This is a genomic window from Phenylobacterium sp., assembly GCF_030651185.1.
Classification (GTDB): domain Bacteria; phylum Pseudomonadota; class Alphaproteobacteria; order Caulobacterales; family Caulobacteraceae; genus Phenylobacterium.
The window spans coordinates 1-22,399 of sequence record NZ_JAUSCJ010000018.1 but is presented as its reverse complement, the minus strand read 5'-3'; the positions used below and the strand labels follow the sequence as shown (position 1 = coordinate 22,399).

17 protein-coding genes are annotated in these 22,399 nt (G+C 69.3%); 10 read left to right on the top strand and 7 right to left on the bottom strand.

Features of this window, described 5'->3' with window-relative positions:
* Position 1: 1 nt before the first annotated feature.
* The 3 genes from Q7J39_RS07575 to Q7J39_RS07565 all read left to right on the top strand — a co-directional run bounded on the left by Q7J39_RS07575 (position 2) and on the right by Q7J39_RS07565 (position 3,992).
* Positions 2-1,444: an MBOAT family protein gene (locus Q7J39_RS07575; protein WP_304822300.1), complete on the top strand. Its 1,443-nt coding sequence runs from the start codon at positions 2-4 to the stop codon at positions 1,442-1,444.
* A gap of 7 nt (positions 1,445-1,451) precedes the next feature.
* Positions 1,452-3,044 (top strand): hypothetical protein, encoded by a 1,593-nt coding sequence (locus Q7J39_RS07570; protein WP_304822297.1) that lies wholly within the window; start codon positions 1,452-1,454, stop codon positions 3,042-3,044.
* A gap of 165 nt (positions 3,045-3,209) precedes the next feature.
* The gene (locus Q7J39_RS07565; RefSeq protein WP_304822294.1) at positions 3,210-3,992 is read left to right on the top strand and encodes a metallophosphoesterase family protein; all 783 of its coding nucleotides are present in this window, start codon (positions 3,210-3,212) and stop codon (positions 3,990-3,992) included.
* Here Q7J39_RS07565 and Q7J39_RS07560 read toward each other — a convergent pair.
* The 3 genes from Q7J39_RS07560 to polA all read right to left on the bottom strand — a co-directional run bounded on the left by Q7J39_RS07560 (position 3,981) and on the right by polA (position 9,676).
* Positions 3,981-4,859: a DUF1206 domain-containing protein gene (locus tag Q7J39_RS07560; RefSeq protein ID WP_304822291.1), complete on the bottom strand. Its 879-nt coding sequence runs from the start codon at positions 4,857-4,859 to the stop codon at positions 3,981-3,983. The genes Q7J39_RS07565 and Q7J39_RS07560 overlap by 12 nt on opposite strands.
* Before the next feature lie 61 nt (positions 4,860-4,920).
* A complete protein-coding gene (locus tag Q7J39_RS07555) occupies positions 4,921-6,594 on the bottom strand; it encodes a CocE/NonD family hydrolase (RefSeq protein ID WP_304822287.1) in 1,674 nt (557 codons plus the stop codon).
* Positions 6,595-6,811: 217 nt separating this feature from the next.
* A complete protein-coding gene (polA, locus tag Q7J39_RS07550) occupies positions 6,812-9,676 on the bottom strand; it encodes a DNA polymerase I (protein WP_304822284.1) in 2,865 nt (954 codons plus the stop codon).
* A gap of 204 nt (positions 9,677-9,880) precedes the next feature.
* On the opposite strand from polA, the gene dnaN reads away from it, so the two are divergent.
* From dnaN to Q7J39_RS07530, 4 genes are all read left to right on the top strand, one after another.
* Complete coding sequence (dnaN, locus tag Q7J39_RS07545; protein ID WP_304822281.1) at positions 9,881-10,999, top strand: DNA polymerase III subunit beta; 1,119 nt, start codon at positions 9,881-9,883, stop codon at positions 10,997-10,999.
* 52 nt (positions 11,000-11,051) lie between these two features.
* On the top strand, positions 11,052-12,197 hold the full coding sequence (gene recF, locus Q7J39_RS07540; RefSeq protein WP_304822278.1) for a DNA replication/repair protein RecF: 1,146 nt from the start codon (positions 11,052-11,054) through the stop codon (positions 12,195-12,197).
* Positions 12,194-14,632: a DNA topoisomerase (ATP-hydrolyzing) subunit B gene (gyrB, locus tag Q7J39_RS07535; protein WP_304822275.1), complete on the top strand. Its 2,439-nt coding sequence runs from the start codon at positions 12,194-12,196 to the stop codon at positions 14,630-14,632. Before recF ends, gyrB begins: the two co-directional genes overlap by 4 nt.
* A gap of 243 nt (positions 14,633-14,875) precedes the next feature.
* Complete coding sequence (locus tag Q7J39_RS07530; RefSeq protein WP_304822272.1) at positions 14,876-15,745, top strand: class I SAM-dependent methyltransferase; 870 nt, start codon at positions 14,876-14,878, stop codon at positions 15,743-15,745.
* Positions 15,746-15,799: 54 nt separating this feature from the next.
* Here the strand turns inward: Q7J39_RS07530 and recQ are convergent, their stop codons facing one another.
* The 3 genes from recQ to Q7J39_RS07515 are packed head-to-tail and all read right to left on the bottom strand — an operon-like array spanning position 15,800 to position 19,925.
* Positions 15,800-17,632: a DNA helicase RecQ gene (gene recQ, locus Q7J39_RS07525; protein ID WP_304822269.1), complete on the bottom strand. Its 1,833-nt coding sequence runs from the start codon at positions 17,630-17,632 to the stop codon at positions 15,800-15,802.
* 31 nt (positions 17,633-17,663) lie between these two features.
* The gene (locus tag Q7J39_RS07520) at positions 17,664-18,128 is read right to left on the bottom strand and encodes a BLUF domain-containing protein (RefSeq protein WP_304822265.1); all 465 of its coding nucleotides are present in this window, start codon (positions 18,126-18,128) and stop codon (positions 17,664-17,666) included.
* Positions 18,129-18,185: 57 nt separating this feature from the next.
* Positions 18,186-19,925, bottom strand: a complete 1,740-nt coding sequence (locus tag Q7J39_RS07515; protein WP_304822262.1) for an amidohydrolase family protein — start codon at positions 19,923-19,925, stop codon at positions 18,186-18,188.
* A gap of 193 nt (positions 19,926-20,118) precedes the next feature.
* Here Q7J39_RS07515 and Q7J39_RS07510 point away from each other — a divergent pair, with 193 nt between their 5' ends.
* Positions 20,119-20,250 carry a hypothetical protein gene (locus Q7J39_RS07510; RefSeq protein WP_304822258.1) on the top strand — a complete coding sequence of 44 codons (132 nt, stop codon included), beginning with the start codon at positions 20,119-20,121 and terminating at the stop codon, positions 20,248-20,250.
* Here the strand turns inward: Q7J39_RS07510 and Q7J39_RS07505 are convergent.
* Positions 20,247-20,699, bottom strand: coding sequence for a COG3650 family protein (locus Q7J39_RS07505; protein WP_304822256.1), 453 nt, complete (start codon positions 20,697-20,699; stop codon positions 20,247-20,249). The two genes, Q7J39_RS07510 and Q7J39_RS07505, sit on opposite strands and share 4 nt — an antisense overlap.
* 47 nt (positions 20,700-20,746) lie before the next feature.
* Here Q7J39_RS07505 and Q7J39_RS07500 point away from each other — a divergent pair, with 47 nt between their 5' ends.
* Both Q7J39_RS07500 and Q7J39_RS07495 read left to right on the top strand, forming a co-directional pair.
* Positions 20,747-21,877, top strand: a complete 1,131-nt coding sequence (locus tag Q7J39_RS07500) for a DNA cytosine methyltransferase (RefSeq protein WP_304822253.1) — start codon at positions 20,747-20,749, stop codon at positions 21,875-21,877.
* Between the two features lie 279 nt (positions 21,878-22,156).
* Positions 22,157-22,399 (top strand): pyridoxal-phosphate dependent enzyme (locus Q7J39_RS07495; protein WP_304822250.1); only part of this gene is annotated, 243 nt, incomplete at its 3' end.

Here is a 22,399-nt window from a genome sequence, read left to right as displayed (position 1 = left end):
GATGGTCTTCTCGTCCATCATCTTCATCTTCTATTTTCTGCCCGTCTTCCTGCTTGGCTATTATGTCAGCGGCTGGCGGACCGGCGCCCTGCTGGTCGGCAGCGTGGCCTTCTATGTCTGGGGGGAGGGCGCCTATGTCTTCCTGCTGCTCGGGCTGATCGGCGCCAACTATGCCGGCGCGCGCGCCATGGACGGCGCGGCGACCGGGGGCCGCCGCCGGCTGATCCTCAGCCTGATGATCGTGCTCGATCTGGCCGTCCTGGCCTGGTTCAAGTACGCCGCCTTCCTGGCCCAGACCCTTAACGACGTCCTGCCCGGAACCCCGCTGCCGGAACTGACCCACCGCCTGCCCCTGGGCATCTCCTTCTTCACCTTCCAGCTGATCAGCTACGCCATCGACATCTACCGCCGCGCCGTGCCGGTGGAGCGGTCCCTGGCGCGGTTTTCGGCCTATATCCTGATGTTCCCGCACCTGATCGCCGGGCCGATCGTGCGCTATGCCGACATCCGCGAGGAGCTGCAGAGCGACCGCAAGGGGTCGGGCCGCATCGGCCTGGGGTTCCAGTACTTCATCATCGGGCTGTGCCAGAAGGTGCTGATCGCCAACACCGTGGCGCCGGTGGCCGACCACGCCTTCGGCCTGGCGCCGGGAACCCTCACCGCGACGGCCGCCTGGCTGGGCGCCCTGGCCTACGCGCTGCAGATCTATTTCGACTTCTGCGGCTATTCGAACATGGCCATCGGCCTGGCCTTCATGCTGGGCTTCACCTTCCCGAAGAACTTCAACCACCCCTATGCGGCGACGTCCCTGACCGACTTCTGGCGGCGCTGGCACATGTCGCTGTCCTCCTGGTTCCGGGACTATGTGTACATTCCGCTGGGGGGAAACCGGGGCGGGCAGGCCCGGACCATCCGCAACCTGCTGATCGTCTTCTTCCTCACCGGCCTGTGGCACGGGGCGGCGTGGAGCTTCATCGTCTGGGGCCTCTATCACGGGGCGTTCCTAATGCTGGAGAGGTTCGGGTTCGACCGGGTTCTGGCCGCCGCGCCGAGGCTCCTGCGGCACGCCTACGCCCTGGTGGTGGTGGTGATCGGCTGGGTCTTCTTCCGCGCCGCCGATCTCCCGGCCGCCCTCGACTACCTTGCGGTGATGCTGGACCCCCGCGCCTTCAAGCCGCTGGGTCTGACCCTGCAGTACCTGCTGGACACCGAGATGCTGCTGGCCTTCGCGGCCGGCGCCGTCTTCGCCTTCCCGACCCTGCAGGCGGTGATGACCCGGCTGAAGGCGCCGCGTTCCGACGCGCCGTCGCCAAACCTGCCGGCCCACCTGGACACCCGGGGCGCCCACGTACTGCCGACCCCGGTCCTGGCGGCGGGGTTCGTGATCAGCATCGCGGTGCTGGTCAATTCGACCCTCAACCCCTTCCTCTATTTCAGGTTCTGAGGGGGCCATGGAAAAGCCCGTCCCCCGTCCCGGCCTGATCGCCACGGTTCTGTTGCTGATGGCCGCGGCCTTCCTGCTGCGCCCGCTGATCAAGCCCCCGCAGCTGCAGGAGGGCCGGGTGCTGGCCGGGCCGCCGGCCTGGGCGGGGATCGCCAGGCTGGACGACCTGCGCCACCAGACCGACGCCTGGGTGGCCGACCGCTTCCCCGCGCGCCCCTATCTGATCGGCTGGCTGAACGCCGCCCGGCTGGCGATCGGCGACAGCGGCTCGGACAGGGTGCTGGCCGGCCGCAAGGGCTGGCTGTTCTATAATGACGGCACGCGCCTGGGGCCGGCCCGGGCCAAGCCGCCGCTGACCGACGCCGAGGCCGCCGAGTGGCTGCGGGGCCTGTCAGCCCGGGTCGAGACCCTGCAGGCCCAGGGCGCGGCCTATCTTGTGGTGGTCCCCCCGGCCAAGGAGACCATCTATCCGCAGTTCGGCCCGGCCTGGTATCCGGGGCCGAGCCCGCGGCGGACCAGCCTGACGCTGGCGAGCCTTGCCGCCCGCACAGAGCCCGGCCACGTGGTTCACCTGCGCGACCCGGTCCTGGCGGTCGCCGTCTCGGGGACGCAGGCCTTCAGCCGTCACGACACCCACTGGACCGGCGATGCCGCCTACGCCGCCTACGCCGCGATCCTGCAGAGGCTGCGCGCCCAGGGCGTGGCCCAGGCCACCCGGCCGCTCAGCGACTTCCAACCGGTGGTCAACGGGGTCAATCCGCCCCGCGACCTGGCCCTCATGCTGGGGGTGGCGAGCTTCGTGCCGATCCACTATCGCGGCTATGTCGATCCCGCCGCCGACGCCTACAGGACCACCTGGCTCTCCGAGCGCCGGGGCTGGACCGCGCCCCAGGTGGTGGACACCGGTGAGACGGGCAAGCCGACCCTGCTGCTGACCCGCGACTCGTTTTCCAACGCCTTGACACCCTTCCTGCTGGGTCACTTCAGCCGCGTGGTCCTGACCCACATCGACGACGGCTTCTGGCGCCAGGACCTGATCGACCGCTTCCATCCCGATGTGGTGATGCTGGAGGTGCAGGAGCACGGCCTGGGCTTCGCCATGCGCGGCTCGCCCCCGGTTTCGGAGGCCGCCGAGACGCGGATCGAGCGGGCCCTGCCCGGCGCCCCGACCCACGGACCGCTGGCCCCGTCGGCCCCCTCGCGCGGGCGTTTCGTCCCGCTGAGCGCCGCGCCGGCGGCCCTGGCCGGCCTCGACGCCTCGGTTCCCATCCCGACCTGCGCGGTGGACCAGGCCCTGATGCATGCTCGCGGCCTGGTGGTCGCCGGCTGGATCTCCGATCTCTCGGCCGAGCCGCGTCCCACCCAGGGGGCGGCGCGGCTCAGCGGCCCGGCCGGCGATTTCGTTCAGCCCCTGGAGATGAACCAGGTCCGCCCCGACGTCGGGATCTATTTCAAGCGTCCCGTGGTGGAGCCCAGCGGCTTTTCCAGCACGCTCAATCTCCAGGACGTGCCCCCGGGGGCCTATGATCTGAGGGTCTATCGCCGCAGCCCCACCGGCTGGATCGGCTGCGCCGGTCCCAAGGGCCTTGTCCGGCCCTGACGACTTGTTCACGGCTCGCCGCTAGGGTGCGCCTCGCGGCCAAAAAACCGCCCGAACCTGGCGCCAGCTTGACCGGGATTGCGGCGGGGCGTCTTTCCGGGCTCGCGCGCGTTGAACACCCCGGGCGGTCTTCCTAAACTAGGGCGCTCAATCAGAGGTCCGCCCTTGTTCTCCCGTCTGTTCGGCCGCAAGACCCCGGAAGCACCGCCCACCACCCAGGGGCGGCTGGCCTATGCCGTGGGCGACATCCACGGCCGCCTCGACGCCTTCGACGCCCTGCTGCACGTCATCGCCCAGGACGTCCTGGTCTCCCAGCCGAGCCAGCAGCCGATGCTGATCCTGCTGGGCGACTATGTGGACCGAGGCCCGGCCTCGGCCCAGGTGATTGACGCCATCCTGCGCCTGCAGACCGAGCCGGCCTTCGAGGTCCGCGCCCTGAAGGGCAATCACGAGGAAGCCCTGCTGCAGTTCCGCGACGAGCCGGGCTTCGGCCAGACCTGGGTGGAGCACGGCGGTTCGGCGACGCTCGCCTCCTACGGGGTCCAGCCCCCGGCCACCCGCACCGATCCCGAGGCCTGGGAGACCGCGCGCCGGGCCTTCCGGGAGGCGCTGCCGGAGGCTCACAAGGCCTTCTTCGAGGACCTGGAGATCATGATCACCCTGGGGGACTACGCCTTTGTCCATGCCGGCGTCCGTCCCGGCGTGCCGCTGGAGCGCCAGGTGGAGCGCGACCTGCTCTGGATCCGGGCGGAGTTCCTGCAGTCGACCGCGAAGTTCGAGAAGATCATCGTCCACGGCCACACGCCGATGGAGGAGCCGCAGATCATCCCAGGCCGGCGCATCGGGGTCGACACCGGGGCCTACGCCACCGGCCTGCTCACCGCCGTGCGACTGGATGACAGCGGCGCCCGCATCCTGCAGGCTCGCGCGGTCCGTTCAGCGGCCTAGCACGTCGTCCACGGCGATCCGACGATAGCGGGCCTCGATGAAGGCGAAGACGCCGAAGGCGATCAGGCCCAGGGCCACGGTGGTCATCAGGGCGTCCCCATAGGGCTGGCCCTCCATCATCTGCAGGGCGCCGCCCATGCCGGTCGCCTCCTGGCTGCGCGCCTTCAGCCCCGCCATCAGCATCAGGCCGCCTACCGGCAGGAAGGCGATCCCCCGTCCCAGATAGCCGGCGCGCCCGACCCAGGACGCCCATCGTCCGATCACCGCGTCGCAGGCGAGCGGCTTGCAGAAGTCGCGGCCGAAGACCTGGATGATGTTGCCGAGGCCGGCCCCCAGGATGAAGAGGCCTGCCGCGGCGATCAGCAGCTCGCCCCCCGGCAGGCTGAGGACCGCGGCTACCGCCTGGCGCGTCTGGGCCTGGTCGTCGGTCTCGGTGAGGTCTTCCAGGGTGTCGATCAGGCCGAAGACCGAGATGCCCAGAGCGCCATAGACGACCCCGCTGATCGCCTGGCCGACACGTGAGCCGATGGCCCTCAGGCTGTCGCCCTGCCGGTCGGCGTCGAACACCGATTGCAGCAGCCGCCAGCCGGCGAAGGCGTAGAGGCCAAGCCCCGCCAGCCACAGCAGCACGACGCCGAAGGGCCAGTGGGCCCAGGCCTCCAGCACCCCGCGCGAGCCCTGCGCCTTCGGTGTCAGTTCCAGGGCCGCGGCCACCGCCATGATCCCGATGCTGAGATAGATGAAGCCCCGCGCCAGGTAGCCGGCCCGGCAGGCGAGTTCGGCCAGGGCGCTCCAGGGCGCGACCCGCAGCCAGGCGCGGACCTGGGCCAAGGCGCTGGCGGCGGGTTCGGTGGCGGAGGTCGGCACGGACGGGGCCCCGGCGCCCAAGCGGCGCTGGGGCGGGAACGTCAGCCTGGGCGCCCGGTTCCTAGTTCGTCTCCGGATAGATCACCGGCAGCACCAGGGCCGAGGGGTGGCTGGCGTCCATATAGACGCTGTTGACCGCCACGCGGGGCTTCTGGGTCTGTTTGCCTGGCGCCTCGCCAGTATTGGGGTTCACCTCAAAACGCGGCGCGTTCGAGGAGGTGATGTGGACGGCGATCCGGTGGCCCTTCTCGAAGGTGATGGCGGTGGACCACAGGTCGATCACCAGCTCTTCCGGCGCGCCCGGCGTCATCATCCTGACGTCGTCGGGCATGCGGCCGTGGCGGTAGCGGGCGCGGATGGGCGCGTCCAGCACCAGGGCCTCGTAGCCGTCGGGATAGACGTCCACCAGCTTGGCCATGAAGTCGGTGTCGAGGCCGTCGGTGGCGCCGTAGAGCTCGACCTTCACGGGGCCGGCGATGGCCACGTCCTTGTCGAGAACCGGGGTCTGGAAGCGCAGGTAGTCCTGGCGGTCCGGGACCTGGCGCTGATCCTCCGGACCGCGGTCGAAGGTCAGGTTGGCGCCGCCGAAGGTCGTCACCGGGTTGGCCGGATCGAACCTGTAGCTGAGCTTGGCGTCCCGGGCTGCCGGCGCCTTGGTCGTCAAGGCCCTGTCTGGCGTCAGATAGTACCTGACCTCGCGGTTGGCCGGCGGCCAGTTGGCCGAGGTCAGCATGCGGTTCTTCGGCGAGGCCGCACCCTTCCGGGCCCCGGCCATCATGAAATAGCTGACCGGCGGCTCGTCCATGATCCCGCTGTCGATCCCCTTCAGCCAGTAGTCGAACCAGCGAAGTTCGTTCCCGAAGGCGCCCTGCAGCTGGTCCTGGCCGGGATAGGCGAGGTCGCCCGACAAGGGGCCGTGGCCGAAGGGGCCCATCAGCAGCTTCTGATTGCCGCGCGCGCCCTTCGAGCCCTGGTTCTGCAGCCAGGTGAAGTTGGACGTATTGCCCTGGTTGAAGATGTCGTACCAGCCGCCGACATTGTAGATCGGCACGGTGATGTACTTGCGGTTCGGGCTCATGGCGAACCGGTTCCAGAAGATGTCGTCGGCGGCGCGCGACCGCACCTCGTCGATCTCCGCGTCCGACACGCTCTGGCCCTTCAGCCAGCCCACCGTGTCCTTCTCCTTGATCACCCCGCCCATGAAGCTGGAATGCAGGCGGTCATAGGGCGCCACCACCACATAGGCCGCCTTCAGGTGGGGCGGATTGGCCATGGCCGCGGCGTTGGAGGTGACGCCCAGGGCCGAGGCGCCGGTGACCCCCACCTTGCCATTGGACCAGGGCTGTTTCGCCGCCCATTCGACGCTGTCGTAGCCGTCCTCGATGTCGGTGACATAGGCCTGGTAGAAGCCCTCTGAGTGGCCCTTGCCGCGCACGTCCTGCAGCACGAAGACGTAGCCGGCGTCGGTGTACTTCTTGCCCGCCGCGGCCAGTTGGGCCGGCGATCCGCGCCCGTCCTTCAGATAGGGCGTCCGGCTCAGCACAACCGGCCAGGGGCCTGTCCCCTGCGGCTTGAACACATTGGCCGCCAGCTTCACCCCGTCCCGCAGGGTGGCGAATTCCTCGGTGGCGCCGGGCGGCGGGGCGTAGGCGGCGGGCGGGGCCGTCTGAGCCAGCGCGCTCATCGGCGCAATGCAAAGGGTCGCGGCCAGCAGGGCCGACTTCAACGTCATCATGGGCTTCCCCCCCGCGCCGACAGGGCGCGAAATTTTCTGTCTTTGAAATCGCGGCGCGGACGCCACGGGGGAGATTAGAGGACCGATCCCCAAAGCTGTCATCCCGGAAAGCGCGCAGCGCTTGTCCGGGACCCAGACGCGCGGGGCGTGCCGGAGAGATCGGTGTCTATGGGTCCCGGTCTTCCGCTGGCGCGGAAACCGGGATGACACATAAGGTTTAGTGCGCGTCGTCCCAGTTGCTGGCGGCGCGGGCTTCCACCACGAGCGGCACCGAGAGCGCCACCACCGGTTCTGCGGCGTGTTCCATGACGCGCTTGGCGACCTTGATCAGCTCATCGGCCTCGGCTTCGGGGGCCTCGAAGACCAGTTCGTCGTGCACCTGCAGCAGCATGCGGGCCTTGAGGCCCGACGTCTTCAAGGCCGCCGGCATGCGGATCATCGCCCGGCGGATGATGTCGGCCGCGGCGCCCTGCAGCGGAGCGTTGATGGCCGCGCGGTCGCCGAAGGCGCGCTCGGCCTGGGACTTGGAATAGACCGCCGGGATATTGACCTTGCGGCCGAAGATGGTGCTGACGAAGCCCTGGCTGCGGGCCTCCTGCTTGGCGCGGTCCATATAGGTGCGGATTCCAGGGAAGCGCTCGAAGTAGGTCTTGATATAGGCCCCGGCCTCGTCCTGCGGGATGGAGAGCTGGTTGGCGAGACCGAAGGCCGAGATGCCGTAGACGATGCCGAAATTGATCGCCTTGGCGCGGCGTCGGGTCTCGGCGGGCATCCCCTCCACCGCCACCCCGAACATCTCCGAAGCCGTGGCCGCGTGGATGTCCAGGCCGTCGAGGAAGGCCTTCTTCAGCTGCGGGATGTCGCCGACATGGGCCAGCAGGCGCAGTTCGATCTGGCTGTAGTCGGCGCTGATCAGCACATGGCCCGGCTCGGCGATGAAGGCCTTGCGGATCTTGCGGCCCTCCTCGGTGCGGACCGGGATGTTCTGCAGGTTGGGGTCGGAGGACGAGAGCCGGCCGGTGGTGGTGGCCCCCAGGGCATAGCTGGTGTGGACGCGGTTGGTGCGCGGCGAGATCGCGGCGGCCAGGTTGTCGGTATAGGTGCCCTTCAGCTTCGACAGCTGCCGCCAGTCCAGGAGAACCCGGGGCAGTTCGTGGCCGGCGGCGGCGAGGTCCTCGAGGATCGAGGCGTCGGTGCCCTGGGCGCCCGTCGCCGTGGTCTTCTTCGAGGCCAGCCCCATCTCCTGATAGAGCACCTCGCCGATCTGCTTGGGGCTACCGAGGTTGAAGGGCCGGCCGGCCAGGGTATGGGCCTGGGCCTCCAGCTCGGTCATCCGCACCGAGAAGTCGTGGCTCAGCCGGGCCAGCTGGTCGGGATCGATGCGGATGCCCTCGATCTCCATCTGCGCCAGGACGGCGGGCATGGGGCGTTCCAGGGTCTCATAGACGGTGAGCAGGCCCTCGGTGTTCAGCCGCGGCCGCAGCATCAGATAGAGCCGCAGGGTGACGTCGGCGTCCTCGGCGGCGTAGCAGGTCGCCGGCTCCAGCGGCACGTGCTTGAAGCTCTTCTGCGCCTTGCCGGTCCCGGCCACCTGTTTGAACGCGATGGGCTCGTGCTCCAGCCAGCGCTTGGAGAGTTCGTCCATGCCGTGGCTCTTGTGCAGGCCCGCCTCCAGCACATAGCTGATCAGCATGGTGTCCTCGATGGGGGACACGTTGATGCCTTGGCGCGACAGGACGGCGATGTCGTACTTGGCGTTCTGCGCCACCTTCAGGACCGTCGGGTCCTCCAGCAGCGGCTTCAGCCGGGCGATCACCTCGTCGTGGCTGATCTGGGTCAGGTCGGCCGGCGCGTCGAATTCCAGACCGCCCTCGTGCTCATGGCCCACCGGGATGTAGCAGGCCTCGCCCGGCGCGATGGCCAGCGACACCCCGCACAGCCCGGCATTGGCCGAGGATAGCGAGTCGGTTTCGGTGTCGAAGGCGATGACACCGGCGCCATGGGCCTTGGCGATCCAGGCGTCGAGGGTCTCCAGGTCCCGCACGCAGACATATTTCGTCGTGTCGATGGGGCCGTGGTCGGTGACGGTCGTCGGACGGGGCGCGGGCGTCGAGGGCGCGGCCGGCGCGCGGGTCCCGCCGCCACCGCTGGCCACGCGGCGGCCCAGGGTATGCAGCCCCATCTCCTCCAGGAAGGCGGCCAGGATCTCCGCGGTCGGCTCGGCCACCCTGAGGTCGTCGATGGGGGAGGGCAGGGGGGTGTCGCAGTCCAGCTGCACCAACTGGCGCGACAGCCGGATCTGGTCGGCGAAGTCGATCAGGGTCTGGCGGCGCTTGTCCTGCTTGATCTCTCCGGCCCGGGCCAGGAGGGTGTCGAGGTCGCCATATTCGTTGATCAGCAGGGCGGCGGTCTTGACGCCGATGCCGGGCGCGCCGGGCACGTTGTCGACGCTGTCGCCGCACAGGGACTGGACGTCCACCACCTTCTCCGGCGGCACCCCGAACTTCTCGATCACCTGCTCGCGGCCGATCAGCAGGTTCTTCATGGTGTCCATCATGAACACCCGATCCCCCACCAGCTGCATCAGGTCCTTGTCCGAGGAGATAATGCGCACCTCGCCCCCCATGTCGCGCACCTTGCAGGCATAGGCGGCGATGATGTCGTCGGCCTCGTAGCCCGGCAGCTCCAGGCTGGGGACGCCGAAGGCCCGCGTGGCCTCCCGCACCAGGGGGAACTGCGGGATCAGGTCTTCCGGTGGCGGCGGGCGGTGGGCCTTGTACTGGTCGTAGAGCTTGTTTCGGAAGGTCTTCTCCGAGTGGTCGAAGATCACCGCCAGATGGGTCGGCGCATCGGTCTGCGCCTTCATGTCCACCAGCAGCTTCCACAGCATGTTGCAGAAGCCCGACACCGCGCCGATCGGCAGGCCGTCGCTCTTGCGGGTCAGGGGCGGCAGGGCGTGGAAGGCCCGGAAGATGAAGCCCGACCCGTCCACCAGATAGAGTCGGACCGCCGGCCCGTCCTGGGTGTTGTCGCGGGGCAGGTCGGGCAGGGGCGGGGGGTCGGTGATCGGCGTGTCGGTCATGGGATCAAGATAGGCGCGCGGAGCCGGCGGGTCACCACCGGACCCGGACTCCGAGCCGCCAACCGCGACATATCTTCGTCTTCCCCAGAAGAGCGGCCCGGAGGCCCTTTCGTCCCGCGCGGTTTTGGCTAAAGTCGCAAGTCCTTTATTCTCGGGGGGTGACGGCGCGCACGCGCGCCGCTGCGCCACAGGTTCGGACTGACCATGAAATTGACGATCGAACGGGCGGCGCTTCTGAAGGCGCTCGGGCATGTGCAAAGCGCGGTGGAACGCCGCAACACCATTCCGATCCTCTCCAATGTGCTGCTCTCGGCCGAGGGCGAGCGCCTGACCTTCTCGGCCACCGATCTCGACATGGAGATCATCGACGAGGCCTTCGCCCAGGTGGAGCAGCCCGGCCAGATCACCGCGCCGGCCCATACCCTCTACGAGATCGTCCGAAAGCTGCCGGACGGCGCCGACGTTTCGCTGTCCTTCACCGGCGAGGATCCGCGCCTGACCGTGGCCGCCGGCCGCTCGCGCTTCAACCTGCCGGTGCTGCCGGCCGGCGACTTTCCGGTGATGTCCGCCGACGGCCTGTCGGGCCGCATCGGCGTCGATGTCGGCGACCTGATCCGCCTGATCGACAAGACCAAGTTCGCGATCTCCACCGAGGAGACCCGCTACTACCTCAACGGCCTCTACCTGCACTCGGTGGTCGAGGGCGGCGTGGCCAAGCTGCGCGCCGTGGCCACCGACGGCCACCGCCTGGCGCTCGCCGAGATGATCGCGCCCGAGGGCTCGGCCGGAACCCCCGGCGTCATCGTGCCCCGCAAGACCGTCAACGAGGCGCGGCGCCTGCTGGAGGACGCCGGCGAGACCGTCGACCTGGCGCTCAGCCCCCAGAAGGTGCGCTTCGAGTTCGGCGGCGCGGCCCTGACCTCGAAGGTCATCGACGGCAACTTCCCCGACTATGTCCGGGTCATCCCCCGCGACAACGACCGGGTGATGATGGTCGACAACAAGCTGTTCGCCAAAGCCGTGGACCGCGTGGCCACCATCTCGGCCGAGAAGAGCCGCTCGGTGCGCATGGCCATCGAGCCGGGCCGGGTGATCCTGACGGTCCGCAACATGGAAGCCGGTCAGGCCGTCGAGGAAATCGAGGTCGACTACGACGGCGAGAGCTTCGAACTGTCGTTTAACGCCCGCTACCTGCTGGACGTCACCGACCAGATCGGCGCCGAGATGGCCGAGTTCCGCTTCGGCGGCCCCAACGACCCGGCCCTGGTCCTCGACCCCACCGACCCCGACGTCCGCTACGTCCTGATGCCGCTGCGGGTCTAGGGCTGCGATCACGGCTGTGGGGTGAGGTGGAAAAACCGGCTATGACCCGCCGGTGACCCGCACGGCCCTTACCCGCCTGACCCTGACCGACTTCCGCTCCTACGGCCGCGCCGAGCTGCCGCTGGACGGGCGGCCGGTGTACCTGATCGGGCCCAATGGGGCGGGGAAGACCAATCTGCTGGAGGCCGTGAGCCTGCTCACGCCTGGACGCGGCCTGCGCGGGGCGAGCCTGGCCGAGGTGGGGCGCCGCATGCCCGGCGAGACCCAGGGCCGCGCCTGGGCCGTCGCCGCCACCCTCGAGATCGACGGCGAGCCTGTCCGCCTGGGCACCGGGACCGAGGTCGCCGGCGCCGCGCGGCGCACCGTGCGGCTGGAGGGCGAGCCGGTCCCGCCCGGCCGCCTGGCCGACCATCAGCGCCAGGTCTGGCTGACGCCGGCCCAGGACCGCCTGTTCCTGGAGGGCGCTGGCGACCGCCGCCGGTTCTTTGATCGCCTGGTGTTCGCCGCCGAGCCGGCCCACGCGGCCCACGCCAGCGCCTACGAGAAATCCCAGCGCGAGCGGATGCGCCTGCTCACCGACGGCCCCGCTGACGCCGACTGGCTGAGCGCGCTTGAGGCCCGGTTGGCCGAGGCCGGCGCCCTGATGGCGGCGGCGCGGGCAAGGACGCTGTCGGCTCTTCAGTCCGAGATCGACGAGCGGGGCGACCGGCCCTTTCCCCAGGCCCGGCTGCGCCTGTCGGGGCCCTGGGAGCAAATGGCCCGCGAGGGCGTCGAGACCGGGGAAATCGAGGCCCGTCTGGTGACCGCCCTGGCCGGCGCCCGCGAGCGGGACGCCGCCGCCGGCCGCATGCTGACCGGGCCCCATCGGGGGGATCTGGAGGTCATTCACGCCGAAAAGGACCGCCCCGCGGCGGAATGCTCGACCGGGGAGCAAAAAGCCCTGATTCTGAACCTTGTTTTGGGCCAGGCGGCGCGACTTTCACGTGCAGAATCAGGACCAAACCCTATATTGTTGCTAGACGAAGTCGCAGCGCATCTGGACCGCCGCCGGCGGGCCGCATTGTTCGACGAAATCACGGCGCTCAAGCTGCAGGCCTTCCTCACCGGCACCGATGAGCACCTGTTCGAAGATTTGAAGGGCCGGGCCCAGGGCGTCCATGTGGACGGCTCCAGCCTGACCTATCTGGATACCGAATGACCGACGAAACGCAGATCCCCGACAACACCCCCGAGAACAACGGCCAAGCCGAGTACGGCGCGGAGTCCATCAAGGTCCTCAAGGGCCTCGACGCCGTGCGCAAGCGCCCCGGCATGTACATCGGCGACACCGATGACGGGTCGGGCCTGCACCACATGGTCTATGAGGTGGTGGACAACGCCATCGACGAGACCCTGGCCGGCTGGGCGACGCGGGTCGAGGTGATCCTCAACGCTGATGGCTCGGTCACCGTCACCGACGACGGCCGCGGCATCCCCACCGACATCCACGAGGGTGAAGGTGTCTCGGCGGCCGAGGTCATCATGACCCAGCTGCACGCCGGCGGCAAATTCGACCAGAACTCCTACAAGGTCTCCGGCGGCCTGCACGGCGTCGGCGTCTCGGTGGTCAATGCGCTATCGGACTGGCTGCGCCTGAAGATCTATCGCGGCGGCAAGGCCTACGAGATGGAGTTCCGCCGCGGCGACGCGGTCTCGCCGCTGATCGTCACCGGCGATGCGCCCTTGCGCGAAAACGGCGAGTTCCTGTCGGGGACCGAGGTCACCTTCATGGCCTCCACCGAGACCTTCGCCTTCGTCGAGTTTGACCGGAAGACCCTGGAGCACCGCCTGCGCGAGCTGGCCTTCCTCAATTCCGGGGTGACCATCTGGCTGAAGGACCATCGCGAGGCCGAACCCTTCGAGGAGGTCCTGCACTATGAGGGCGGCATCGAGGCTTTCGTCCGCCACCTGGACAAGGCCAAGACCCCGGTCCTGAAGACCCCCATCGTGGTGCGCGGCAAGCGTGAGAACGTCGAGCTGGACCTGGCCTTGTGGTGGAACGACGGCTACCACGAGAACGTCCTCTGCTTCACCAACAACATCCCGCAGAAGGACGGCGGCACCCACCTGGCCGCCTTCCGTTCGGCCCTGACCCGCATCATCACCAGCTATGCCGAGAGCTCCGGCGCCACCAAGCGCGAGAAGGTCTCGCTGTCGGGCGAGGACAGCCGCGAGGGCCTGACCTGCGTGCTGTCGGTCAAGGTGCCGGACCCCAAGTTCTCCAGCCAGACCAAGGACAAGCTGGTGTCCTCGGAGGTGCGTCCCGCCGTCGAGGGTCTGGTCTCCGACGGCATCGGCCAGTGGTTCGAGGAGCATCCGGTCGAGGCCAAGCTGATCATCCAGAAGATCGCCGAGGCCGCCGCCGCCCGTGAAGCCGCTCGCAAGGCCCGCGACCTGACGCGCCGCAAGACCGCGCTGGATATCTCATCCCTGCCCGGCAAGCTGGCCGACTGCCAGGAACGCGATCCCGCCAAGTCCGAAATCTTCCTGGTGGAGGGTGACTCCGCCGGCGGGTCGGCCAAGCAGGCCCGCAACCGCGAGAACCAGGCCGTCCTGCCCCTGCGCGGCAAGATCCTGAACGTGGAGCGCGCGCGCTTCGACCGCATGCTGGGGTCCGACCAGATCGGCACCCTGATCACGGCGCTGGGGGCCGGCATCGGCCGCGACGACTTCGATATCGAGAAGGTCCGCTACCACAAGATCGTCATCATGACGGACGCCGACGTCGACGGCGCCCACATCCGCACCCTGCTGCTCACCTTCTTCTACCGGCAGATGCCGCAGGTGATTGAGCGCGGTTACCTCTATATCGCCCAGCCGCCGCTCTATAAGGCGGCCAAGGGCAAGTCGATCACCTACCTGAAGGACGATCCGGCCCTGGAGACCTACCTGGTCAACGAGGGCCTCGAGGGCGCGACCCTGGACCTGGCCAGCGGCGAACGCCTGGTGGGCCCCGACCTGCTGGCGCTCATCCAGACCTCCAGGTCGGCCAAGGCCAATATCGAGCGCCTGTCCTCCCGGGCCCCGGCCTTCGCCATCGAACAGGCGGCCCTGGGCGGCCTGCTGGCCGAGGGGACCAATATCGAGGCCGCCGCCAGGCGGCTGGATCTCTATGCCGAGGAAAGCGACGGCGCCTGGACCGGCGAGCCGGGGCCGGCCGGCGGCTTCGTCTTCAGCCGCGTCAAGCGGGGGGTCTCCGAGCGCGTGGTGCTGGACGACCTGCTGCTCAACGCCGCCGACGCGCGGCGTCTGGCCGAGCGCGCCGCCACCATGGCCGACACCTTCTCGGGCCCGGCGTCCTTCACCCGCAAGGACAAGGTCACCACGGTTCGCGGTCCGCTGGACCTGGTGGGCGCGATCATGGACGCCGGCCGCCGCGGCCTGGCCATCCAACGCTACAAGGGCCTCGGCGAGATGAACCCCGAGCAGCTCTGGGAAACCACCCTGGACACCGACGCCCGCACCCTGCTGCAGGTCCGGGTCAACCACGCCGACGACGCCGACGACATGTTCACCCGCCTCATGGGCGACCTGGTGGAGCCGCGCCGCGAGTTCATCCAGGAGAACGCCCTCGACGCCGAGGTCGACGTCTAGAAGCGCCTTCAGGCGAAGTGTTTGCGGTTCGCCGTCCGAAAGCGTGACCGCTAGAGCCCCGGTTCGAGTGAATCGAAACGGGGCTCTAGAGTCCTAACTTGGTCGCTCTTCCTGATCGCCTGACCTGATCCAAGTCAGGCGGGAAACGCTCTCGGCATCTTGCCGGACTTGTAACGGCCGCGCGGTTTGGGCAAACGAAGCCCTCTGCGCGGCGTTGGCCGCGAACCTGACCGAAGGTTGCCCGTGCTCCTGAGTGACGAAACCAAGTCCGTGGCGGAAGCCGATGCGATGGCCGCGCGCGGCGCGACGATCAATGAGGTCTTCGCCTACCTGCGGACGCGTCTGTCCCTGGACGCCTTCGGCCTGCTGATGATCAGCCTGCCGCGGGCGGACTTCCCGGCGCTGTCGAAGCTCCTGCCCCGCATGGCCAGCGACGAGACACAGCGCAACTTCACCGGAAACTGCGGCGAGGTCCTGCTGGGCCAGACGGTGAGCTTCGTCCGGGCGCTGGCCTACAACTACGCCGCCCTGCGCAACCGGTCCCTGAGCGGCGCAAGGATCATGGACTATGGCTGCGGCTATGGCCGCATCAGCCGTATGCTCTATTACTACACCGATCCCGAGGCGATCTGGGCGGTGGACCCCTGGGACCTGGCGGTGAGCCTCTGCCGTGAGGCGGGCATGGTGGGCAATATCGCCCAGTCGGACTATCTGCCCGTCAGCCTGCCCGCGCCCGAAGGCGCCTTCGACGTGATGTTCGCCTTCTCGGTCTTCACCCACACCTCGCGCAACGCCACCGACGCCGCGCTCAGCGCCCTGCGCAAGCACATCGCCCCGAACGGCCTGCTGGTCATCACCATCCGTCCTCCCGAGTACTGGGTGGTGAACCCCGAATACGCGCCCCAGGCCGCCGCCTATCAGGCCCGGCATGACGCCGAGGGCTTCGCCTTCGCGCCGCATGGCCGCGACACGGTGGAGGGAGAGGCCACCTATGGCGACACCTCCATGACCCTCGACTTTCTCGCCCAAAACTACCCGGACTGGCGCATCGAGGGGACGGACTGGGCGCTGGCCGACCCCTATCAACGCTACGTCTTCCTGACGCCGGCGTAGATTTCAGGGGCTTTCTGAGACCGGTCGGAGCCAGGCTGGCACGGCGCGATCATCCTAAGCCTCGAAGCCCTTCACCACCTCGATCACCGCCTCGCCGTAGCGCGCGAGCTTGCTTTCGCCGACGCCGGAGACGGCGGCCAGGCGGGGCAGGCTGCCGGGCTTGGTCTGGGCGACCTCGATCAGGGTGCGGTCGGGGAAGATCACATAGGGCGGCACGTGCTGGCGCTTGGCCTCGCCGGCCCGCCAGGAGCGCAGGGCTTCAAACAGGGCGGCGTCGCCGGGATCGATGTCGGCGGCCTCGCGGCGCTTGCGGGGCTTGCCCGAGCGGGTGGTGGGATCGTTCTCCTCCGGCGCCTTGCGCAGGCCCACCCGGCGCTCGCCGCGATAGACCGCCTTCACGCCCTCGGGGTCGCCCAGGCCGATCAGCGGGCGGCCGTCATTTGGATCCTCCTTCAGCAGGCCGTCGAACAGCAGCTGGTCCAGCAGGTCGCGCCAGCCATTGACGCTGAACTCCTTGCCGATGCCGAAGGTGGTCAGGCCCGCCTCGAAGCTGGAGGGCTCCTTGGTCTTGCCCAGCAGATGCTCCACCAGCCGCCCGCGCCCGAACCGGCCCCCCAGGCGGTGGACGGCCGACAGGGCCTTCTGCGCCGCCTCCGTGGCGTCGATGCTTTCCGGCGGCGAGAGGCACAGGTCGCACTGGCCGCAGGGCTCCACCCCCTCCTCGCCGAAATAGCGGCGCACGGCGGCGGCCCGGCAATTGGCCCCGTCCATCATGGCGTAGAACTGGCCGACCTTGCGCCGCTGCACGGCCTTGACGGTGTCGTCCATCTCCCGGCCGTCGATGCGGCGGTAGGCCCAGGCCATGTCGGCGGCGCCATAGAGGGTGATGCCCTCGGCCGGATCGCCGTCGCGTCCGGCCCGGCCGATCTCCTGCCAGTAGGCCTCGATGGAGGCGGGCGGATCGGCATGGATCACGAAGCGGACATCGGGTTTGTCGACCCCCATGCCGAAGGCGATGGTGGCCACCATCACCGCGCTCTCGGCCTCCAGGAAGGTCTCCAGCCGCTCGGCCCGGACCGCCTTGTCGAGGCCGGCGTGGTAGGCGAGCGCATGGGTTCCCGCCGCGCGCAAGGATTCCGCCAGCTTGTCGACCCCGTCGCGGGAGCCGGCATAGACGACGCCGGACCGGTTGGGCCGGGCCTCGATCAGCTCCAGCACCCGCTTGTGGCCGGCGCCGCGTTTGCGCTCCGCCGACAGGGCCAGCTCGGGCCGGGCGAAGCTGGCCACGAACTCCAGAGCGTTCTCCAACCGCAGTTCGGCGCGGATGTCGTCGCGGGTCCGGGCGTCGGCGGTGGCGGTGACCGCCAGGCGTGGGACGTCGGGGAAGATTTCGGCCAGCCGTCCCAGCATCCGGTACTCGGGCCGGAAGTCGTGGCCCCATTGGCTGACGCAGTGGGCTTCGTCGATGGCGATCAGGGCCAGGGGCGTGCGGCGCAGTCGGTCCATGACCGACGACGTCATCAGGCCTTCCGGGGAGATATAGAGCAGGTCCAGCTCGCCCTGTTCGATCCGCTCCCAGGTCTGGGCCTTCTCCCAGGGCTCGATGTTGGAATCCAGCCGCGCGGCGGCGACGCCCGACTGCACCAGGCCGGCCACCTGGTCGGTCATCAGGGCGATCAGGGGCGAGACCACCAGGCCGAGGCCTGGGCGCATCAGGCTGGGGATCTGGTAGCAGAGGCTCTTGCCGCCGCCGGTGGGCAGCACGGCCATGGCGCTGCGCCCGGCCAGGACCTCTTCGATCACCTCGGCCTGACGGCCCCGGAACTCGGCATGGCCGAAGGTGCGGCGCAGGATCTCCCGCGCCTCGTCGAGGGAGGCGGATGGCATGGCCGCCTTATGCCGTGCGTCGGGCCCGGTGTCAGGCCGAAAGGGCGGTGCGGTCCTGGATGCCGCGCACGGCCTTGAGCAGGCGCAGGGCCGACTTGTCGGTCAGGGCGGAGGGATCAAAGGCGCTTCTCTGCGACAGGGCGTCGAGGATGGCGTCGTCGGCGGGGCTGAAGCGGCGGGCGCACATGTTCCAGTCGCCGAACTCGCGGGCCCCGCCGGGGCCGGCCGACACCACCCGACTGTCGGTATGGCGGGGGTCGTTGAGGATCCGCTGATAGGTCGTCATGACCGCCGCGGCGGGCCCCTCAAGGGCCTGGACGAACCAACCATCATGCACCAACAGCAGGCCGGTGATGGCCGACGCCCGGTTGTTGCGGATCGAGGCGCGGATCAGGGCCTCGATCTCCTGGTCGTGGCCCAAGCCCGCGGCGAAGGCCTGGCGGCTGGTATAGATCAGGCGGTGCAGCGTGCGACTGCTGGAAATCTCGTTCGGCATGCCTGCTCAGCTAACAGGTTCGATTTAAAGCTCCCTGAATTCGCTATGTCGGCTCGCCTACTCGGCGGCCATGGCGGCCGGCGCCACCTGACCGCCACGCAGCAGGCGGCCGGGCAGGGCGCCGGTGGGCTCGCCGTCCCGATAGGTGACCTGGCCCGCCACGATCGTCGCGACGTAGCCGTCGGCCCGCTGGATCAGCCGACGCCCGCCGGCCGGCAGGTCGTAGGCCACGGTGGGCGATCTCAGGGTCAGGTTCTCATAGTCGATGATGTTGAGATCGGCCCGGTAGCCCGGCGCGATCAGGCCGCGGTCGAACAGGCCCACCGCCTGCGCGGTGTCGCGAGTCTGCATCCTGATCATGGCGGCCAGCGACAGCTTGGGTCCCCGCGTGCGGTCCCGCGTCCAGTGGGTGAGGTTGGAGGTGGGGAAGCTGCCGTCGCAGATCATGCCGACATGGGCCCCGCCGTCCGAGAGGCCCGGCACGGTGTCGGGATGGATCAGCATCTCGAAACTGGGGTCGAGCGACCCGTCGGCATAGTTGAGGAAGGGAAGGTAGAGCATGCCCCGCCCATCGTTGCCCAGCATGTGGTCCAGGGCCAGTTCCTCCGGCGTCACACCCTGTTCGGCGGCGAGCGCCGCTATGGTGCGGTCCGGGGTCTGCTCGTAGTCGGGCTCCTCCCCCATCAGGAACATGATCCCCCAATTGCGGGTCATGTTGGCGGCGAAGGCGGGGTCTACGGCGGCGCCCTGCGCGAACAGCTGGGCGCGGAAGGTGGGGTCGCGGAGTTTGGCCACCCGCTCGGCCAGCGGCGCCTTGGCGATGGCCTGATAGCTCGGCCGGCTGGTGAAGGGGTTCAGGGTCAGCTCCAGCCCGAACAGGATGCCCACCGGACGTCCCGCCACCTGGGCCTTCATCTGCAGGCCCGCCTCGTTGGCCTCGTGCAGTTGCTCCAGCAGGAACTCGTACTGCCGGGGCTGGCGCGGGTTCTGCACGAGCGAGAAGGACAGCGGCCGGCCCGAGGCTTCGACGATCCGCCGCAGCATGGCGAATTCCTCGGCGGGGTCGTTGAAGTCGGAGACGAACTGCAGGGCGCCCTTGCCCGCCGCCGCCAGGCCCAGGGCGATGCCAGTGAGCTCGGCCTCCGAGGCCGTGAGCGTCGGGGTCGGCTGGCCGTCGCTGGTGCGGTGGTTGAGGGTGCGCGAGGTGGAGAAGCCCAGGGCGCCGGCCTCCATCGCCTTCTGGGCCAGGGCCGCCATGGCCGCGATATCAGCCTCGGTGGCGTCCTCGCGGTTGGCGCCGCGCTCGCCCATGACATAGACCCGCAGGGCCGCATGGGGCAGCTGGCTGCCGATATCGACGTCGAAGCGGCGGCCGGCCAGGCTGTCGAGATAGTCGGGATAGCTCTCCCAGCTCCAGGGCAGGCCTTCGGTGAGCACCGGGAAGGGGATGTCCTCCACGCCTTCCATCAGCCGGATCAGCCGGTCGTGGTCTTCGCGCTTGCACGGCGCGAAGCCGACCCCGCAATTGCCCATCACCACGGTGGTGACGCCATGCCAGGCCGACGGCTGCATGTGGCTGTCCCAGGTGGCCTGGCCGTCATAGTGGGTGTGGATGTCGACAAACCCCGGCGTGACCAGCTTGCCGCCGGCGTCGATCTCCTCGGCGCCCCGGCCGCGGACCTCGCCCACCTGGACGATCCGCCCGTCCTTGATCGCCACATCGGCGGCATAGGGCTCGCCGCCCGAGCCATCGACCACCCGGCCGTTGCGGATCACCAGGTCCCAGGCGCGTTCCATGACGGCCTCCCTATCGTTCTTGTCGGTGCGCGAATTGGGCGCCTTGCGGGGCCGCCCGGTCAAGGGCGCCGCAAGGGCAGGTCACGATCTGTTAAGGGAACCGGCGAAATTGCGGCGGGTTTTCTCGATGCATTAACCGCCACCAAGCTAGGCTGTCGGCAAGAGATCAACGGGGGTTCGGGAGGACCCTGCCATGGCGCTAAAAGCCTTCTTCGCCGCCGCCACCCTCGCCGCCGCCCTGATCGGCATGGCCCTGCCCACCGGGCATAAGCCCGCCCAGGCCGGCGAATCCCAGATCGCCACCATGTCGCTCGGAGAGGGTTAGGCCCCCTCCTTGGGCATGGCGTCGGCCTTGCCCGCGCAGCCCTTCAGTGTCTCGCCGCCCAGCACGACCTCGGCCGCATAGGCGTACTTCAGGTCCGACATGCCGTCGGAGCAGGCCGCAAGACTGAGCGTCACCACCAGCCGGTTCGTACCGGCCTGGGTTTCCCAGACGGCCTTTCCATCCTTCATCACCAGCCCTGGATTGGGTCCCACCACCACCGGGTGGTCGGGGCGCTGCAGGGTGATCTGGGTGTCGCGGATCTGCAGGCCCCAGAAGGGCTCGGTCCCGCGCGCATCCATGTCGCCCGAGAACTCCTCCGGGATCGGGGCAGCGGCGGGCGGCGTCGCGGGCGCATCGGCCGGGGGCGGGGCAGCGGCGCCATCCGGGGCCTGGGGCGAGCAGGCGGCCAGCATCAGCAGGGACGCGGCGGCGAAGACGATTGAACGCATGGCGGCGATCCTTTCCCAGGGGCGGAAGCAGGCTAGACTCATCGGCGATGAGTCGGAACGCCCAACGCAGCTTCTATGAGTTCTTCGCCGGCGGCGGCATGGCCCGTCTCGGCCTGGGGGACGGTTGGTCCTGCGCCTTCGCCAACGACTTCGACCCGGTGAAGGCGGCCACCTACCGTGCCAACCACGAGGGCGCCCACTTCCATCAGGGCGACGTCTGGAAGCTGGAGGCCGCTGACCTGCCCGGCCGCGCCGACCTGGCCTGGGCCTCCTCGCCCTGTCAGGATTTCAGCCTGGCCGGCGCGCGGGCGGGCCTGACCGGGGGGCGCTCCTCGGCCTTCTTCGGCTTCTGGCGGCTGATGGAGGCCCTGGCCGCGCAGGGTCGAGCCCCGCGCGCCATCGTCGTCGAGAATGTGTCGGGCCTGCTGACCTCCGGCGCCGACTTCACCGCCCTGTGCGCGGCGCTGGCGGCCCAGGGCTACCGCTTCGGCGCCCTGGAGATCGACGCCGCCCGCTTCCTGCCGCAGTCGCGGCCCCGGGTGTTCGTGGTGGCGACCCTGGCGCCGGTCCCCTCGGACCTGATCGGCGATAGCCCCTTCCACACCCGGCTGGTGCGCGAGGCCCACGCCCGCCTGCCCGCAACCCTCGCCGACCGCTGGATCTGGTGGTGTGGCGCGGCGCCCGCCGCCCGCAACAGCGACCTCGCCAGCCTGCTGGAGCCGGACGAGGCCGTCACTTGGCACACGCCCGCTCGCACCCAGGCCCTCGTCGACCTGATGGCCCCCCTGCACCGCGCCCGCCTCGACGCCCTCAGGGCCTCGGGCCAGCGCGCGGTCGGCGGCCTGTTCCGGCGGATGCGGGTGGAGAATGGGGCCCGCGTGCAGCGCGCCGAGGCCCGCTTCGACGGCCTCGCCGGCTGCCTGCGCACCCCGCGCGGCGGCTCCTCGCGCCAGACCCTGGTGGTGGTGGAGGGCGGCCAGGTCCGTACCCGCCTGCTCAGCCCCCGCGAGGGCGCCCGGCTGATGGGCCTGCCGGAAACCTACCAGCTGCCCCGCGCGGCGACCTCGGCCCTGCACGTGATCGGCGACGGGGTGGCGGTCCCGGCGGTGCGCTGGCTGGCGGCGAACATTCTGGAGCCGTTGCTGGACGGGACGCCGGCGGTGCTGGCGGCGGAGTAGGGTGAGCCCTTCTCCCCTTGCGGGAGAAGGTGGCCGGTCGGAGACCGGTCGGATGAGGGGTCGCACTTCGCGCTCCGCACCCCTCGGAAACGCCCCAATCCGATAGGCTCATCGACCCCTCATCCGACCCTGCTCCGCAGGGCCACCTTCTCCCGCAAGGGGAGAAGGACCTGAGGGTCTTTAGAAAACCTGGCCCATCGGGCTTGAGAAGCTCCCTTCCAAATCCCCGCCACGGGGGTAGGGTCTGGCCTCAAAGAGACACCTCCAGAGACCAGACCCATGGCCAACGCCGCCGACACCTCCGCCTATGACGCCGCCCGCTACAAGCGCGCCGGGCGAGGCAAGATCTACGACTCCATCATCGACACCATCGGCGACACGCCGCTGGTGGCCCTGCCCAACCTCACCAAGGCGCTGAAGCCCAAGGGGCGCGTGCTGGCCAAGCTGGAGTTCTTCAATCCGATCGGCTCGGTGAAGGACCGCATCGGGGTGGCGATGATCGAGAGCCTGGAGGCCCGCGGC